Source organism: Candidatus Chloroploca asiatica, from assembly GCF_002532075.1.
GTDB classification, from domain to species: Bacteria; Chloroflexota; Chloroflexia; order Chloroflexales; family Chloroflexaceae; genus Chloroploca; species Chloroploca asiatica.
Genome location: NZ_LYXE01000050.1, coordinates 14162 through 31578, shown reverse-complemented (window position 1 = coordinate 31578; position 17417 = coordinate 14162). Strand labels below are relative to the sequence as shown.

Below are 17417 nucleotides of genomic sequence, written 5' to 3'. Positions count from 1 at the left end.
AAGGTTTCATGATTCAGAACACCATAAGACAGCCTGGAACCTTCACTTGCTAAAGCCCGAGCTCGGCGAGTAGGCGTTCGGGTTGACGACGAAACTCTTGCCACGGTCGTTCACCCCGGACAATCGCCCCGAGAATCCGCCAGAGGCCCGCCGTAACAGGAACCGACATCCCGGTTGTCGTTGCTGCCGCCGCCACCGCACCATAGAGTTGTTCACCCTCGGAACGCGTTCGTCCAGCCCGCAAATCGCGCAAGAGCGAAGGATCTTTGCCTCCGCGCCCACCGCCAACCATGCGACGCATCAGGATCCGCAGGATCGGACCCGGTGTGAACGGCGCAAACCGCGCAATGGTTGCCGCCGGATACCCTGGGAGGTTCACGGGATGGATGCCCAGTTTCCCCATCACAGCCAGCGTCTCATACGCAACGGTCAGGTCAACATGAACCAGACGCGAATTTGCGTAGATCTCGGGTACCGGCATATCGAGAATGGCGGCCTGTGCATTGCCAAGCATGTTGAGCAGTGCTTTCGACCATTTCATCGAGCGGTAGTCAGGGTGCAATTCAACGGGAAACTCGGCCTGCGTAAAGATCTCGGCCCACTGCTTGACGCGCGTTGCCGGGGTCATGCCAGCCAGACTAATCCCTCCGGCTTTGGTCACGACCACCTCGGTTGGCCCGGGGAGTTCCACCGAGGTGGTAATGCTGCCCGCAATGATCTGTTGCTGACCAAAGGCCTCGGCAAGCAATTCTTCGTTGCCAATCCCATTCTGAAGGGTCAGGATACGACCGGGTTTGAGCGCACGCAGCGTTGGAATCACCCCCGGCGTATCGTAGCCCTTGACACACACAATCGCCAACTCGGGCCTGTGATACGATCCCAGCAGATCGTCGGGTAATGCAGCCGCATCAAGGCGCACACGACGGGTTTCGCCTTCGAGGGTGATACTCAACGAACGATCGAGCAAGGCATCAACCGTCTGAGGGCGTGCCAGCACAGCACACTCACGGCCGGACAGCGCCAACCGTCCGGCCACCTGAAGGCCAATAGCTCCACCGCCAACAATCACGATAGCCACGGTCCCCCCTCAAGAGGCAGCCTGTTTCTGCCAATAGCGCACCAGACCACGCCAACTTAACTCGACCGCGCCCGACTGCTGCGTCAGAGCGGCCAGTTCTGTTTCATCAAGGCTCGCCGCTTCGGCAAGCGCCTGTGCTTCAAGGGCCGCAAGTTGCTCGGCCTCACTCTTGCCACTGGTCAAGCCGGTGCGCACTAACTCACCCCAGCGCAGCAACCGTTCACGAACATCGGCCAGGTGGAACTCGACATCATGATAGGCCCCAAAATGGGTCAACATCAGCCACTGCGGGCGCAGGCCTTTAATCAGATCAAGCGTGCTCTGCCAGGCGACTAGATCAACATCGGGTGGCGGAGTTGCTGGGCGCGTAAAGGGCTGCAACTGACGGCGGACACCGGTGTTATCGCCGACAAAGGCCGCCTCACTCTCTTCGTCGTACCAGACGAGGTGATGTTTGGCATGCCCAGGAGCATCGTAGGCATGCAACACACGCGTGCCAAGCTGGAGCCGTTCGCCGCCGACCAGGGTCGTGATCGCCGTTGGCGGCACAGGGATCGTCTGCCCCCAGAGCATCTCGAGCTGGTCGCCCCAGAGTTGGCCAGCACTCTTGACCAGGCGCGACGGATCGATCAAGTGTGGCGCACCACGCTCGTGAACATGCACCTGAACGTGGGGGTTCTGCGCGAGGATCGTGCCCGTAGCCCCAGCGTGATCAAGATGAACGTGCGTCAGAATGACATGGCGCAGATCTTGCAAACTCAGATCATGCTGGGCAAGCGCGGCCTCGACAGTAGGTAACGTACCGGCAGGCCCTGGGTCAACGAGCGCCAGTTCGTCACCAAGCAGCAGATACGTCGCGACAACACCTGGCCGTCCAAGATGGAGTGTATCGAGGGTCAGGACTCCATGAGGATAAGTTTGTGTATTCATGGCTATGATAATACCACAGGGTAGCAGTTGGTCAAACCGCTACCCTATGGTAGAGCGGCTTCGCCGCTCACCGAGGTATTTTGGTTCGTTTTGGCGGCTTCGCCGCCAAAACGAACCAAAAACTGGGATTTGCGGATATGGTACCATACAGCACAATTCATCACCCTCAAGAGCAGGAGCCTATCTATGAGCAGTCGTCACCCCGCCGAGCGTGTGCGTGGCTTTGGAACCACGATTTTTGCCGAAATCAGTGCGCTGGCCGTGCAGTGTGGTGCGGTCAATCTGGGGCAGGGGTTCCCGGATTTTGCGGGTCCAGCCTGGGTAAAAGCAGCGGCGGTCGCGGCGGTCGCGGCCGATTTGAACCAGTATGCGCCCTATCAGGGCTTACCCCGGCTGCGTGAGGCGGTGGCGGCAACCTGGCAGGCCCAGGGGCGCACGTCAGTTGATCCCGCGCGCGAGATCACCGTGACCAGTGGGGCCACCGAGGCGCTCTTTGGCGCAATACAAGCGCTTGTCAATCCTGGGGACGAGGTCATTATCTTTGAGCCATTCTATGATGCGTATGTGCCTGCGGTAACAATGGCAGGTGGAGTGCCCCGTTATGTACGGCTGCATCCCCCGGGGGAAGGGCAAGCTTCGCCGCTCACCGGGGTGCCTGAACATGCGTGGTGGTTTGATCCTGAGGCGTTGCGGGCGGCTTTCTCCCCACACACACGGATCTTGATGCTCAATACGCCCCATAATCCAACCGGCAAAGTCTTTCGCATGGCTGAACTCGAGCTCATTGCATCGCTCTGCATTGAGTATGATGTAACCGTGATTGCCGATGAGGTCTATGATCAATTGGTTTTTGGCGATGCTGTGCATCAGGATATTGCGAGCCTACCGGGGATGTGGGAGCGTACCCTGACGATCAACAGCATTGGCAAGACCTTCAGTGTCACTGGGTGGAAGATCGGGTATGCCGTTGGGCCGGCGGCGCTCAACGATGCGTTGCGGGCCGCGCATCAGTGGATTACGTTTGCGACCGCCACGCCTTTGCAAGATGCGGCGGCGGCGGCACTTGAAGCGGCCCTCACGAATGACTATTACGAGGTCCTGCGGGCCGAGTACCTTGAGCGTTACGCGCTCTTGCGAACGCTGTTGCACGAGGCTGGTCTCCCAACGTTACCGACCGAAGGCAGTTATTTTGTGATGGCTGATCTGAGGGAGACTGGCTTTGCCGATGATGGAGCCTTTTGTCGCTGGTTGACGCGCGAGATTGGGGTTGCGGCGATCCCGCCTTCGGCTTTTTATGCGCCGAGGGAATCGGAAGGGAGCAGTCAACCGTTGCCGCTGCTCGCCCGTTTCTGCTTTGCCAAAAAGCTGGAAACGCTGCGTGCCGCAGGTGAACGGCTCGCAGCTGTACGGTTTCCCGTCGGGGGGTAGGGACACGGTGATTGCATCTTCCGTGTATGCACCCCGCGAGGGCACCCGCAAGGGGTGCCCGTACACCGGATCCGGCCCTCGGCCTGGAGGGGCACCCCTTGCGGGTGCCCTGATAGAGCGTCTTGTTGTATCCGGTTTTGTATGATGCAATTGCCCTAGGGGGTAGGGGCACGGCGCCACCGTGTACCTACCGTGGGGTTTGGGCGGTGGTGCTGCTGAGGTCGGCGAGTTGGCGTGCTTCGGTGGCAAAGGTGGCCTGCGCACGTTCGAGGTACGCGCGGGCTTCCTGGAAGCGCTGCGCGGCGCGGTTCGCGTAGGCTACATCGTAGCCACTATAAAAATCGAGCACGGCATCGAGACCTTCGAGTTGCAGGTTAAGCCCGGTCAGATAATCATCGTGGGCAGGCTGCAACGTGCCCGGGGGTCGCAACTGGCTCATGGCCTCACGTGAAGAAGCTACGGTCGCACGCAGACGTTGCGTCGCCGCAACAGCCCCGACCGAGCCGCCCGCAAGCATAGTCGTCGCCTCGCGATAGGTCTCGGTGGCAACCCGGAGATCGGCACGCAGGCTTTCGAGTGCCCCCAGGTAGCCGATAGTCAGGCCTTCAACGACGGCTAGTGGCTCGGCCTCGAGCACTGGTTCAATGGTTGGCACGAGTGGCGGCACAAACAGTGCCACGCTTGCCAAATCTTCAGTAGGCGCAACAATCACGGCCGCACTCCGCTCGACAGCCACCACAAAACTCTGGTAGAGACCAATAGCAACAACGAGCAGAAGAATCGGAAAGATCCAAAAGAGGAGGCGGCTCCGGCTCCACTCACGGTTCGAGCGACGCCAATTGATCCACCAGGCATCACGGTCAACCGGGCGCTCTTTGGTTTCCACGGGAAGTGAAGGGAGCGTCATAGCAGGCGCTTTATCAGCCTGCCCGTTAAGGAGGCCCCGTGTTTCCAGCAAGCGTAGGCCGCGCTGCGCGTGGGTATTGTGCGGATTCAGCGTAAGAACCGAGCGTAGACAAAAAGCGCGCTCGTGGGGATCATCAAGCACGCCACTCAACCAGAGCCAGGCCGACTCGTTGCGGGGATCGAGGCGCAACGCGCGGGTCAAGAAGCCAGCGGCAACCCGCCGATTATCGGCACGAGCCGCCGCCACACCACGCTCATAGAGGAGGTGCGCTTCAGTAACATCAACCTTAACTTCAGGTTCCACAATAGGTGCCATAGCTTAATGATCGGGGATCAGTGGGGTCAACGCCCGCTGAACGTGCGCCGTATCTTTGACCATACTCTCGCGCACAATGCGCCAGTATTCAGGTTTTTCATAACCGAGTTGCCAAATCGCGATGCCGGCCAGATCCATCGCCTGGATCGTCTGGATCTTGGAGCCAAGCCCGGTCTCGGTCATAAACCAGACCTGGCGCGTACCTTCGGCGCTGCGATACGAAAAATAGCTCTCTTCGACCGGCCCGGAGCTATTGCGTTCCATAAAATTGACGGTTGACCCCTGGGAATTAATAATCTCTTCGATCACCCGCCAGGTACGTGCGGTCGCCCGCCCAGATGGGGGCCAGTCATAGCCATAAAAATGGACCCCGATCAAGACTTTGGCCGGATCAATGACCGACTGCGCATACTCAGCCACTGCATTGATCCAGTAGGCTGGGGCAACCGGCCCGGGACCACTGCCACGCCAGTGATAATCGTAGGTCATGATGCGCAACTGGTCAATATAGGGTCCAATGGCGACCCAATCTTGAAAGCCACCAAGTCCACCGAAATCACTTGACTTGGCATGGACAGCCACGGTCAAGAGCTTCTCGTGCTGGCGTAAGGCCGTACTCAACTCGACAATAAACGCCGTATAATCAGCGCGCAGCGAAGGATCGAGACTTTCGTAGTCGATATCAATGCCATCGTAGCCGCGGGCAAGGACTTCATCAACAATATGCTGGACATGACGGGCGCGGATAGCCGGATTGCGCAGCACCCCGGCGACGACACCAGGCGTTGCTGTTACATTATGGATCGACGGAATGATGCGGATATTATGCTCGTGGGCAATGCGCACCAGGTCATCATTGCGGGTGCCAAAAAGGCGGCCACTGGCATCCGTCGAGTACCAGAACGGACTAATATCATCAATAATATCGGCATTCGCAAAGAAGGAGTCACGTGCGCCACCTTCAAAGAGGGGCGGCAACCAGGCAACAATATAGCGGCCACTCTTGGGATGATAATTGACCGGGCCTGGATCAGGCACTTCAACTGTTGGCATCGGGGTTGGCGGCACCGGGGTTGGCAAGACAATCATGGGCACGGCTGTCGGCACCGGGGTTGCCGTTGCCAGCGCAATTTCTGCGGCAGCCGCCTGAACCTCCGGCAAAGCACGGGCCAGCATCAGGGTTTGCCAGATCAGCACACCTGCCAGGCCAAGTGCGGTCAGATAGAGGAGACCCAGGAGCAACGAGACGAATGAGACGCGACGACGCATAAGCTTCTTTCCCTTCGCCTGCATTATACGAGTCGCGTCTTGCAGGTGTCAAGGGTTTGTTGCCCTGCACGGGTGCGCCGTGCGGCGCACCCGTGCGGGGCGAAGTCGATACGTATCGTATGTAGACACGCTAGCGCAGCGCGACCCCTCGCCCGCACAGGGCGCAAAGCTCGGTGTCGTCGCGTCGCACGGGCGTAACCCAGAGCTTGCACGCCGCACAACGGCAACTCAGAAGCACCAACTCGCTCAGCGTAGGAGGCAGTTCAGGTTCACCAAGAGCGCGCCGCAACGTCGCATGCTCAGAAGCGCCCCGCACAACCGCTGCTTCGACCCGCGCACCGGCAAAGGTTAGTTCGAGCAACATCCCCGCCGCCACCAGGTGCCGATCCGTGAGGTTGACCAGGGCCGCCTCGTCAATCGTCAAGGTCTGCTCGGCAGCCTCAGGATCGCGCCAGGCTTTGCCGCTCAACGAGACCGTATCACCACCAAAAAAGCCGCCAAAGTTATGCACCTCTGTCACCAAAAAAAACATGGGCGCGATCCTATTACAAAAATGGCAAGATAGGTGCGGTGACAAAGCGGTTGCACCGCTTTGTCACCGCACCTATCTTACCATTACCTGAGCTACGCCCGGACAAAGAGGCGGTCAATCGCGTCGGCAAGTTGGCGCAGGTTGGTCACCTCGTGCATGGCATCGCACATCGGGGCATACTTATAGATGTCGCTGCTCAATGAGCCAGGATCGTAGACGCCCCACTTCCGCTGTTCTTCGGTCGCAAACCAGACCACCCGTCGGGCGCGGCGGCAGATCTGGGCAAACGCGGCAAGCCCCGGATCATTTTCATTATTGCGCCCATCACCGAGCAGAATCACGGTCGTGCGTTGATCAATGCAACTCAGGTGATCGCGGACAAACTCATTGAGGGCATAGCCAAGATCTGTACTGTAACTGCGGGTTGGACGGATCTCGTCCATTACCTGAGCAAGCGCAGCTTCGGGGCGAGCCTCGTTAAAGTAGCGGCTCATATCGTGCAGGCGATCAATGAAGGCGAAGGAACGAGTGCGACTCAGTTGGTCGTGGAGTGAATAGACCATCAGCAACATAAAGGTCATCACTCGTTCGGTCGAGACACTACGGTCACAGAGCACCACAAGTTTTGGTTTGAGATGGCGCTTGCGATGGCGAACAACCATCGGCACCCCTCCAAAACGCTGATTGGCGCGGATCGTCGTCTTGGCATCAAGGGTACCTGTTTTGCCCCGACGCTGGCGCAACGCAAGGCGTGTGCGCAAACGGGCCGCGAGGCGATTGACAATCTTGCGCATATCTTCCGCGTCGCGCTCATTCAACTGATCGAAGGGCCGGTCGAGCAACTCGCTTTCGGAGCGTTGACGCGGAATCGCCTGCCCATCGCCACGCGACTGCTCGGCCATTTGCTGGGCGACCTGCTGGCCGATCTGTTCAGCGAGCGCGGCCTGGTTCTCACGGGCAGCCTGCTCGATCGCCTGCAGCGCCTCTTCCGACATGCCCTCGGCACGCAGGGCATCGAGCAATTCGCGGAGCGCCTTATTCAACTGGTTGAAATTCAACTCACGCAACGCCTGCCGGGTCATCCAATCGCGATAGCGTGGATTCGAGACATGCGGCGGCGCAATGCCATCCATCAATTGGCCCATCTCTTGGGCCGAGAGGGGCTGACCAGTCATCATCGAGCGAAAGAGTTGCGCCAATTGTTCCGGGCTCATCTGCGCCAGCATCTGGGCGAGTTGCTCCATCAACTGTTCACGCTCTTCCTCAGAAAGCTGACCACCGCCGGGTTGTTGCATCGGGGGGGGTGCTTCTTTGCCAAAATAGAGCGGAAAGAGCTCGCGGAAGGTCGTAAAATCTTTCGCATCCTTGATCAGGCTCGTCTGCATAACCAGTTCAAAGAGGCGGCGATCGGTAATCCCTGCCTGCTCAATCGCCCGCATCGCATCAGCCGTTTCAGCGAGGCTGACCCGAATACCAGCGGCCCGCAGGGCGGCAATAAATTCAGTGATACGTCGATCCATACTTAGTTATTCCATTCACCACCCGGATAACGGTTCCGCGGGCGATCCGGGCGATCACCGCGCTCGGGGCGCTCGGGGCGGTCACCACGCTCACCGCCTTGCAGCGCACGTTTGGCCCGCTGAATATCGCTCTCATACTTCAACAGCACACTCAGCGTCGTATCGAGGGTTGTCTTGTCGATCTGCCGACTGTTGAGCTCAAGCAAAGCCCGGGCCCAGTCGATCGTTTCACTGACACTCGGGTGTTTTTTTAGATCCATTTTGCGGAGACGTTGCACATATTCAATGGCCTGGCGGGCCAATTTGGGCGAAAGGCCGGGCACCTTCAACTGGATCACGCGCAACTCGGCTTCAAGGTCAGGATAATCAATATGAATATAGAGACAGCGCCGCTTGAGGGCCTCGCTCAACTCGCGGGTATTATTTGAGGTGAGCAAAACGGTCGGTTGATGTTTGGCTTTGAGGGTACCAAGTTCCGGGACACTGACCTGAAAATCGCTCAACACCTCAAGCAGAAAAGCTTCAAACTCGGCATCAGCGCGGTCGATCTCATCGATCAGCAGCACCACCGGCTGGTCGCTCGTAATGGCGCGAAGCAACGGACGCGGCAAGAGGAAACGCTCGGAGAAGAAGACATCTTCTTCGCTTGCCAGGCGATCAGCGGCCTCGCGCAGGGTACGCGAATCACCGAGCAGATCGCTCAGCTTCTCACGCAGCAACTGCGTATAGAGCAACTGCTTGGCATATTCCCACTCATAGAGCGCCTTGGTCTCATCGAGGCCTTCGTAGCACTGCAAACGGATCAACTCGCGGCCGTTCGCGAGCGCCCAACTCTTGGCCAGTTCAGTCTTGCCGACCCCGGCGGGGCCTTCGGCGAGCAACGGCTTGCCGAGTTTATCAGCCAGAAACATCGCCGTACAAATCTCGTCGGAAGCAATATATTGCTGGGTCGCGAGGATCTCACGCACATCGGTTATCGAATTGAGCATGCGCAACGCCGCCTTTCTGTTGGGATCACCACTCGCAGGGCAACCCTGGCGAGCATGGAAGAGCTAGAAATCGAGGGGGAACACTTTCAGTATACCACGATGCCTATCGGAACAACAGGATTGTCACCTGGAAAAACGGGTGGTATAGTGAGAAGGATGAGTCGCACACATCGTGCGTGTGCTGAACTTCGACCAGACCTGGTCCCGTTTTCGAGAAATAGACAGTTATGCGACAGCCCCGCCACCCAGCCCTGCTCTTTGACCTTGACGGAACCCTGACCGATCCCTACGAGGGCATTACCCGCACCTTTCGCCATACGCTCAACACCCTGGGGAAGCCCCTTCCTGACGCTGAGACGCTGCGCAGTTGGATCGGCCCACCCCTGCGCGCCAGTTTACGGGCGTATCTTGGCGATGACACGCTGGCGGAAGAGGCCGTCACCATCTATCGCGAGCGGTATCTATCTATCGGGATGTACGAGAACCAGCTCTACGAAGGCATCCCCGAGTTGCTCGCCGAATTGCAAGCAAGCGGCATCCGCCTCTATGTTGCAACCTCGAAATTCATTGTCCCGGCGCAGGGCATTCTCGATCATTTTGGCCTAACGCGCTTCTTCGTCGCCATCATTGGCTCGACCCCTGACGATCGCATTGGCACCAAAGCCGAAGTCATTGGCGCGGTGCTCGATCTACTCAGCCCAACCGAACGCAGCGCGAGCCTCATGATTGGCGACACGGTCTATGACATCGAAGGCGCACGCGCGCACAGCCTGCCATGTATTGCCGTCACCTACGGCTACGGCACGCTGGACGAACTGACCGAAGCCAACCCTCACGCCCTCGTCCACAGCGTCGCCGATCTGCGGGATCTACTGTGCAACAAAGAAGACCACTAGCCTTCGCCACGATGGTTTTCGAGGGCGTACGCCCTCGAAAACCATCACAGATATGCTACAATACTCACCGTTGGGAGAAACCGCAGAAGGAGCTTCCCTGATGAATAAAAAGACCGTCCGTGATATCGAATGGAATGGCAAGCGTGCCCTGGTACGCGTAGACTTTAATGTGCCACAGGATAGTGAGGGCAGTGTCACTGATGATACCCGCATTCGCGCCGCGTTGCCGACAATTCGGTACCTGTTAGAACAGGGTGCCAATGGGGTGGTGTTGATGTCACACCTGGGACGCCCCAAAGGCAAGGTCAATGCAAAGTACAGTATGCGCCCAGTTGTTGAGCGCCTCTTTGAGTTGCTGCCCGAGGCTCACGAAGTACGCAAAACCGAAGTTACGACGGGCGAGGCCGCCGAGGCTGCCGCTGCGGCACTGCAGCCTGGGACGGTCTTGATGCTAGAGAATACGCGGTTTGACCCACGTGAAGAGGCGAATGACGCCGGGATGTCCGCCGAACTGGCCCGCCTGGGTGATGTGTTTGTCAACGACGCCTTTGGTGCAGCCCATCGTGCCAATGCCTCCACCGAAGGGGTGGCGCACCACTTGCCTGCCGTCGCCGGCTTCCTGATGGAGAAGGAACTAGAGTATATCGGCGGGGCGCTGGAACAACCAAAACGCCCCTTTGTAACGATCATCGGTGGGGCCAAGATCAGTGATAAGATCGGCGTCATTGACAATCTGCTTGGCAAGGTTGATGCGCTGCTGATCGGCGGTGGCATGGCTAATACGTTCCTCCTGGCCGAAGGCAAGGAGATGGGCGACTCGCTCATCGAACCTGAGAGCGTTGAGACGGCGCGGACATTGATCGCCAAGGCCAAGGCAGCCAATGTGCGTCTCTTGCTGCCCGTTGATGCCGTGATTGCCGATGCGTTCAGCGCCGAGGCTAACACGAAGGTGGTCAGTGTTGATGCCATCCCCGCAGGCTGGCGCATGCTCGATATTGGCCCCGAGACAACCAAGCAGTATCGCAGTGAAGTCGCCGCCGCGCAACTGGTCATCTGGAACGGCCCCATGGGTGTCTTCGAGCTTGACCCATTTGCGAGTGGAACACGGGCGATTGCCAGTGCCATGGCCGAGGCTGCCGCCGGTGGTGCCATCACGATTGTTGGTGGCGGGGACTCGGTCGCTGCGGTGGAACAGGCCGGTCTCGCCGCCCAGATGTCGCACGTCTCGACCGGGGGCGGTGCTTCGCTCGAATTGCTCGAAGGCAAGAAGTTGCCTGGAGTTGCGGCGCTGCAGGATCGCTGAGAGGCACGCTTATTATTCTGGGAACGAAGTCTCCCGATGATTTGACGCAAAGGCGCAAAGGATAGTCGTGAACAAGCCGAAAAGCCAGCGTTTGCTGGCTTTTTGGCTTGTTTACGGATAGGCCAGCAAGCGGTTACGCCTGCACATCAACCACAATGCGCCCGCGCACCTGTGCCTGAGTAATCGTTTCGCTATACTCGGGCACGGCGGCAAGCGGAATCACGCTGGTCATGCGATCAAGCACGTCGGTCGGCAAATCACGGGCAAGGCGTTCCCACGCGGCAAGGCGTTCGGGCAAGGGCACCATAACCGACTCGACCCCGACGAGCTTGACGCTCCGCAGAATAAAGGGGAAGACCGAGGAGGTAAACTCAACGCCGCCAGCGTTGCCACAGGCCGCAACGACGCCATGCGAGGCAACGGTGCGGAAGATGCCGCCCAGGGTTGGCCCACCAACGGTATCAACCGCGCCAGCCCAGCGCTCGCTTTCGAGCGGGCGGCCAGGATTGGTAAAGAATGAACGGTCAAGAATATCAGCGGCCCCCAGGTCACGGAGGTAATCTGCCTCTTCGGGGCGACCGGTCGAAGCGACAACCTTGTAGCCAGCACGGGCCAGCAGCGCAACGGCAACGCTGCCCACGCCGCCAGCGGCCCCGGTAACCACGACCTCGCGGCCATCGTTGGTCAAGCCGTGGCGTTCCAGCGCCAGCACACAGAGCATCGCTGTGAAACCGGCCGTGCCGATTGCCATCGCCTGTTGCAGCGTCAGCCCTTTGGGCAAAGGCACCAACCAGCCGGCCTTGACCCGGTTGAACTGACTGAAGCCACCCCAGTGGCGTTCGCCGACGCCCCACCCCGTCAGCACCACCTCGTCACCAGGCTTATACGCGGGTGACTGCGACTCGACCACGGTACCGGCAAAATCAATCCCCGGGGCCATCGGATTGACCCGCAAAATCTTGCCCTTCCCGGTCACCGCTAGCCCATCTTTGTAATTCAAGGTCGAATAGGCAACCTTCACCAGGACTTCACCGGGAGGCAGATCGGCCACCTGCATGTCGCGCAACTCAACGCGGCGCGTACCAGCGTCTTCCTCGACGACCAGGGCACGAAAAGATTCATTGCTCATCGTTCTACCTTCTTTGGCTTGCGCTTGCTACTTCTTCACCATGATGGCCCCGATTATAAAGGAGGGGAGGGGCTTTGCCAAATATGGCCTGCGGCCCCCAAGCATTGTGTCGTAGCAGGTCAAAAACGCCAGCAATGCTGGCGTTTTTGACCTGCTACGACACGGGTTTTAGGGCTGAACGACCTTCAGTTGCAGTTCAACGACGTCTGCGTTGAGATCAATCGGTTCCAGGTCGTCATTCGACGCGATGACGGTGAAAAGATCTTGGAAGACCTGGACGCTGAGGGCGTAGACTCCACCCTCTTTGACGTCGGCAGTATTGTAGGCCAGTTCAAGCTCGAACGTCTCGACCGTGGCTTCGGTGGTTACTTCAGTTGCACCAGCAAGCGGCGCACCTGTCTCGCGTTCAAGCAGCACCACCGAGAGATCAAGCCCCGGCACGAAGGGTTGCCCCTCTGGGGCACGAATGACAACACGCAGGGTTGCGTCGGGGGTTGGCGTTGGTGCCTCGACAATGACGATCGGTTCCACGATCAACTCCAGAGGTGTCTGGATCTCGCCAGCCCTGATCGCGAGCACAGGTTGAGGAGTGTTGTATTGGGTGCCGTCGGGCACGAGGATCCCTGCTTCAAGTTCATAGTCGTTTCGTCCGTCAAGCGTCGCACGGTTGTATGGAACCGACACCTCAAGCGGTAAGCTCTGGTCACTGACATCATAGGTCTGAACAACCACAAGATCCGGTTCCTCTTCGGCAACGCCAGCCATCCGCAAGCGCACAAAGAGTTGACTTTCAGGCGGGAACGGGTCTGTGTTCGCGCCAGTGAGTTGAACATCCAGGGTACCAAAGGGTTCCGGCAACGCAGCGATTTCAATCACTTCGGTGGCGCTAACGAGTTCAAGATCAGCCAGGAAGAGCGCGCCGCCCGCGCTTTCGGGATAGAGTTCGATCGCCGCGAGTTGCGCCCGATCAACGCCATCGAATTGGCTCAACGGCAGACGCACGCTGCTAAGATAGACCGGATCGCTCCAACGATTTGTGCCCAGGCGGCCCGTCGGCAAAGCGATGCTGACCACCTGTTCCGCCATTGCGCCCGCTTGATCCTGGAGTACAACACGCACACGTTGCGCCTCACCCGTGGGCATACGCAGGTCGGTCGGGTCAAGGGCCAACCGCAATTGCAAAGCCGTTGCGTCCCGCGTATCGCCTGCCGTTGGCGGGAGGTCAACCCGTAAGCGTGCCTGAGCGCTTTCCCAAGCAAAATGCATCTGGGCAGGGCCGCCGGGGATCTGGACAAAGGGACGACACAGGATGCCCGCACCAAAACTCTGATAGGCGCAAAATTCGAGGGTCGCATCTTGCACAGTCACTGCGCCACCCAGTGGCCCAACGTCAAGTTCCGTGCTACGCAACGCAGAGAGCACCGGACGGCGCTGCGCCGCCGGGTAGACAACGAAGCTCTGGGTTGGCACACCGGCGATCGTTGCGGGCACTGGTTGCGCAGGCGCAACGAGTTCAAGATCAAAGATCGTCTCGGTGCGCCAGGCCTCAAACAGGGCAGGCGCAAAAGCCTCAAGAAAGCCCCGCTGATCGGCACGCGGCATGCGCGGCGTCTCAGGGTCGCAAAAACCAAACGCCGAGCGTGAGTCATCGACGGTCAGGCCATCATTGAAGAAATTATGGTTGGCTCCAGGGAGCAAGATGCTGATTGCGGGTTGCTGGCGCTGCGGGTCGATGCGGGCGGCTTCCACATAGTGTTGACCATCGAGGTTCCCAACATCGCCATCGCACGAAGGCAAAACCACGGCCAGGGGCAGATCAACCGCTGGCGCGGTTGTAAAGGGCACCGGCTGGAAAAGCGGTGTTTCAATCATTGGAGCAAGCAGCAAAAGACCGCGAACCTCGGTGGCTTCGTCAGCATCCCATGTGACGCCCACCCCATAGGCGGCCATGCCACCCCGTGAATGACCAATCAAATAGCGCTGGGTGAGATCGGCCTCAACCTCATTCGCCAACGCAAAAGCCTGATCCCCGGTGCGCAACGCCTCCAACTGACGGTCCAGAATCAACTGCACCCGTGACGTATCCAAGGCATTGGCTTCGCCATCGAATGGACTCCGGAAGGCCATATTGAGATCAGGCGCAAGCGCGATAAAACCACGCTCGGCCAGCGCCTCAAGCAGGTACGCAAAACCCGGATCATTGCGTTGCTGCACGACCTGTGAACAGCTAAACGGCTCTTCCTCTTGATCGGGCGGCGTCGGACAAACCGTGTGGCTCCCGTGCAGCACCAGAGCAAGCGGGTAGCGCCCAGGGTTCGCCGGGGAGGCGACCGTGCCACGCAATTCGAGCAACTCAGTTGCGCCAAAACCAACATCGACCTGCACATCGGTCGTACCAAGCGCGTAGGGGCGGGCCGTCATCGGCACCGCCGCCGGAGGCTCGGTCGGGGGAGCAGGCGTGGGGGTTGGGGTCGGCGCGGGCGAAGCGGCGCAGGCGGCGAGCAAAGCAAACAGAACCATCATCAGGCCCATACGAGCCAACCCGGATGCAAGCGAAGCCATAGCGTGTTATCCTTAACTGATTCAATCAAATAGCAGCGTAACCATCATCTTACACTAGATCTTACATCGTTCGCAGACGAGTAGGGGCACCCCTTGCGGGTGCCCTGGTGGGGCACCCGCAAGGGGTGCCCCTACACCGGGCCCGGCCCCCGTCCCTGGTGGGGCACCCGCAAGGGGTGCCCCTACACCGGATCCGGCCCCCGTCCCTGGTGGGGCACCCCTTGCGGGTGCCCCTACACCGGGCCCGGCCCCCGTCCCTGGTGGGGCACCCGCAAGGGGTGCCCTGGTGGGGTGCATGCAGGGCTGATGATTTGACGCAAAGGCGCAAAGAGTAATACGAGCAAAGGAACAACCAATGACCAATCCCCTTGAACACGACGTCTTCTGGAAGATTCACCGCGATCTGCCCCGCGAAGCACCGGGCAGCGATGCAGCGACCCTGCAAGCGCTCGCGATGCTGCCGGATCTCCCCACAAACGCACGCATCCTTGATGTTGGGTGTGGCCCGGGGGCACAGACGTTGGCTCTTGCCAAGGCCAGCCAGGCGCACATCACTGCGGTTGACACCTATCAGCCATTCCTCGATGAACTGGCCTGCCGCGCCGCCATAGCGGGGGTGGACGAACAGATCACGCCGGTGCAAGCCTCGATGTTTGATCTGCCCTTTGAGGAGCCGTTTGACCTGATCTGGTCTGAAGGCGCGATCTATATCATGGGTTTCACCGAGGGCCTTACGGCCTGGCGACGGCACCTCAAACCAGGTGGATACATCGTCGTCAGCGAGCTCGCGTGGTTGCAGCCTGATCCGCCCACTGAAGCGCAACAATTCTGGCAAGAGGCCTATCCGGGCATGGCAACGATCGAAGCAAACGTGAGCCGTCTCGAAGCGGCAGGCTACCGGTCGCTGGGCCATTTCGTGCTCCCCGAAGAAGCGTGGTGGACGAACTACTACCGCCCGATGGCCGCACGGATTGCCCTACTCCGCACGCAATACCACGACAACGCCGAGGCTCAGCGCATCCTCGATCTTGAACAGGCCGAGATCGAACTCTATCGGCGGTATGCATCCTCGTATGGCTATGTCTTTTACCCGATGGTATAGCGTCGGCATCTCGCGAACTCTTCTACCATTTCTCCACAACTCCTCCATACTCTCTTGCTATCGTAGATCCAGACACAGAACGATGTCACCTGGAACGATAGTGGGAGAGTAGCGTATGTCATGGTTGAGCAATGCATTTGACCGTCTGCGGTTTCGTGCTCGTCCACCTGTCGATGATCGCAGCCGGATGCGTGCGGTCGCCAACAATCTGATTTTGCACCTGCATCCCACCCGTGTCCCCGCACCAGCATTGCGTTTCACGCATACCTGGGGGCTCGGTGGGATTTCGGCGTTGCTGACGGTGATCCTGGTAATCACCGGGGTACTGCTGATGTTTCGCTATGATGCGAGTGTCGAGCGAGCCTATGCCTCGATCCAGACACTTGAGACGGTGGTGCCTTTTGGGGCGTTGTTGCGCAATGTTCATCACTGGTCGGCCAATCTGCTCGTGATTACGGTGCTGCTCCATCTTGTCCGGGTCTTCCTGACCGGCGGCTTTTTCCGTGATCGCCGAGGCAACTGGATCTTCGGGCTCTTCCTGCTGCTGATCGTGCTCGCGTTCAATTTTACCGGCTATCTGCTGCCGTGGGATCAACTGGCGTTCTGGGCGATCACGGTGGGCACGGGCTTGCTTGATTATGTCCCGGTGGTCGGGGTGCTGGTCGCCAATTTTCTGCTCGGTGGGCGCGAGGTTGGGCAGGCGGCGCTGCGGAATTTTTACGCGCTGCACGTTGCTGTCTTGCCGGTCGTTTTGATGCTGGCGCTCTCGTACCATTTCTGGCGGGTGCGCAAAGATGGCGGGGTAGCGCTACCCGACCAGACCGGCCCCATCGAGAAGTTGACCACGATCCCGCATCTCGTTGGCATCGAGCTCGGCATCGCACTGGTCACCCTCACCGCAGTGATGCTCTTTGCGATGCTTGTCCCGGCACCACTGGAGGCAATGGCAAATCCGGCGCATCCGCCGAATCCGGCCAAGGCGGCCTGGTATTTCCTTGGGGTGCAAGAGTTGTTGCTGCATATGCATCCCCTGGCAGCGCTCACCTTGTCGGCCATCGGGTTGCTCGGGCTTGCCGCAGTGCCCTTCTGGGATCGCGACGATAGCGCCATCGGGATCGGCGGGCGCTCGGCGCGTGGCCGCAAGGCCGCTTGGCTCGGCGTCGCACTTAGTCTGCTCCTCACGCCGCTGCTCGTGGTGATTGATGAATGGTGGCTTGATCTGCCTGCGCTTTTGCCCGGTCTCCCCACCCTTGTCTCCAATGGCTTGATCCCACTCGGCCTGACCCTCGCTGGTCTCGCCGGCATCTACTGGCTGATCCGGCTTGCTCTGCGCACCCGCCACAACGAAGCCCTGGTTGGCCTCTTTAGCTTTACGATGAACGCCCTTGTGGTGCTGACGCTGATTGGCATCTTCTTTCGCGGCCCCAATATGGCCCTCGTCTGGCCCTGGTAAGGAA

Annotated in this window: 14 protein-coding genes; 5 read left to right on the top strand and 9 right to left on the bottom strand. The window is 59.3% G+C overall.

All coding sequences use genetic code 11. From position 1 onward, the window contains the following. Positions 1-49: 49 nt before the first annotated feature. Complete coding sequence (locus tag A9Q02_RS04560; RefSeq protein ID WP_097651177.1) at positions 50-1078, bottom strand: ketopantoate reductase family protein; 1029 nt, start codon at positions 1076-1078, stop codon at positions 50-52. A 9-nt stretch (positions 1079-1087) separates the two neighbouring features. Then, positions 1088-2008 carry an MBL fold metallo-hydrolase gene (locus A9Q02_RS04555; protein WP_097651176.1) on the bottom strand — a complete coding sequence of 307 codons (921 nt, stop codon included), beginning with the start codon at positions 2006-2008 and terminating at the stop codon, positions 1088-1090. A gap of 186 nt (positions 2009-2194) precedes the next feature. Here A9Q02_RS04555 and A9Q02_RS04550 point away from each other — a divergent pair, with 186 nt between their 5' ends. Further along, positions 2195-3436, top strand: coding sequence for an aminotransferase class I/II-fold pyridoxal phosphate-dependent enzyme (locus tag A9Q02_RS04550; protein WP_097651175.1), 1242 nt, complete (start codon positions 2195-2197; stop codon positions 3434-3436). Positions 3437-3623: 187 nt separating this feature from the next. Here the strand turns inward: A9Q02_RS04550 and A9Q02_RS04545 are convergent, their stop codons facing one another. The 5 genes from A9Q02_RS04545 to A9Q02_RS04525 all read right to left on the bottom strand — a co-directional run bounded on the left by A9Q02_RS04545 (position 3624) and on the right by A9Q02_RS04525 (position 8968). Beyond that, complete coding sequence (locus A9Q02_RS04545) at positions 3624-4646, bottom strand: hypothetical protein (protein ID WP_245860345.1); 1023 nt, start codon at positions 4644-4646, stop codon at positions 3624-3626. A gap of 15 nt (positions 4647-4661) precedes the next feature. Beyond that, the gene (locus A9Q02_RS04540; RefSeq protein ID WP_097651173.1) at positions 4662-5927 is read right to left on the bottom strand and encodes a glycosyl hydrolase family 18 protein; all 1266 of its coding nucleotides are present in this window, start codon (positions 5925-5927) and stop codon (positions 4662-4664) included. A 130-nt stretch (positions 5928-6057) separates the two neighbouring features. After that, positions 6058-6459, bottom strand: coding sequence for a hypothetical protein (locus tag A9Q02_RS04535; protein WP_097651172.1), 402 nt, complete (start codon positions 6457-6459; stop codon positions 6058-6060). Between the two features lie 92 nt (positions 6460-6551). Next, the gene (locus tag A9Q02_RS04530) at positions 6552-7979 is read right to left on the bottom strand and encodes a VWA domain-containing protein (RefSeq protein ID WP_097651171.1); all 1428 of its coding nucleotides are present in this window, start codon (positions 7977-7979) and stop codon (positions 6552-6554) included. Between the two features lie 2 nt (positions 7980-7981). Next, entirely contained in the window at positions 7982-8968 is a 987-nt protein-coding gene (locus A9Q02_RS04525; protein ID WP_172450631.1) for an AAA family ATPase, read from the bottom strand. Positions 8969-9195: 227 nt separating this feature from the next. Here A9Q02_RS04525 and A9Q02_RS04520 point away from each other — a divergent pair, with 227 nt between their 5' ends. Together A9Q02_RS04520 and A9Q02_RS04515 are read left to right on the top strand one after the other, a co-directional pair. Beyond that, a complete protein-coding gene (locus tag A9Q02_RS04520; protein WP_097651170.1) occupies positions 9196-9864 on the top strand; it encodes an HAD hydrolase-like protein in 669 nt (222 codons plus the stop codon). 100 nt (positions 9865-9964) lie between these two features. Next, positions 9965-11167 (top strand): phosphoglycerate kinase, encoded by a 1203-nt coding sequence (locus A9Q02_RS04515; protein ID WP_097651169.1) that lies wholly within the window; start codon positions 9965-9967, stop codon positions 11165-11167. Positions 11168-11300: 133 nt separating this feature from the next. On the opposite strand, the gene acuI is transcribed toward A9Q02_RS04515, so the two are convergent. Together acuI and A9Q02_RS04505 are read right to left on the bottom strand one after the other, a co-directional pair. Beyond that, positions 11301-12296, bottom strand: a complete 996-nt coding sequence (gene acuI / locus A9Q02_RS04510; protein WP_097651168.1) for an acrylyl-CoA reductase (NADPH) — start codon at positions 12294-12296, stop codon at positions 11301-11303. A gap of 168 nt (positions 12297-12464) precedes the next feature. Further along, a complete protein-coding gene (locus A9Q02_RS04505; protein WP_097651167.1) occupies positions 12465-14858 on the bottom strand; it encodes a YbaY family lipoprotein in 2394 nt (797 codons plus the stop codon). A 355-nt stretch (positions 14859-15213) separates the two neighbouring features. Between A9Q02_RS04505 and A9Q02_RS04495 the strand changes: the two genes are divergently transcribed. Continuing rightward, a complete protein-coding gene (locus tag A9Q02_RS04495) occupies positions 15214-15960 on the top strand; it encodes an SAM-dependent methyltransferase (protein WP_097651166.1) in 747 nt (248 codons plus the stop codon). Positions 15961-16075: 115 nt separating this feature from the next. Further along, positions 16076-17413, top strand: coding sequence for a cytochrome b N-terminal domain-containing protein (locus A9Q02_RS04490; RefSeq protein ID WP_097651165.1), 1338 nt, complete (start codon positions 16076-16078; stop codon positions 17411-17413). Positions 17414-17417: the final 4 nt, after the last annotated feature.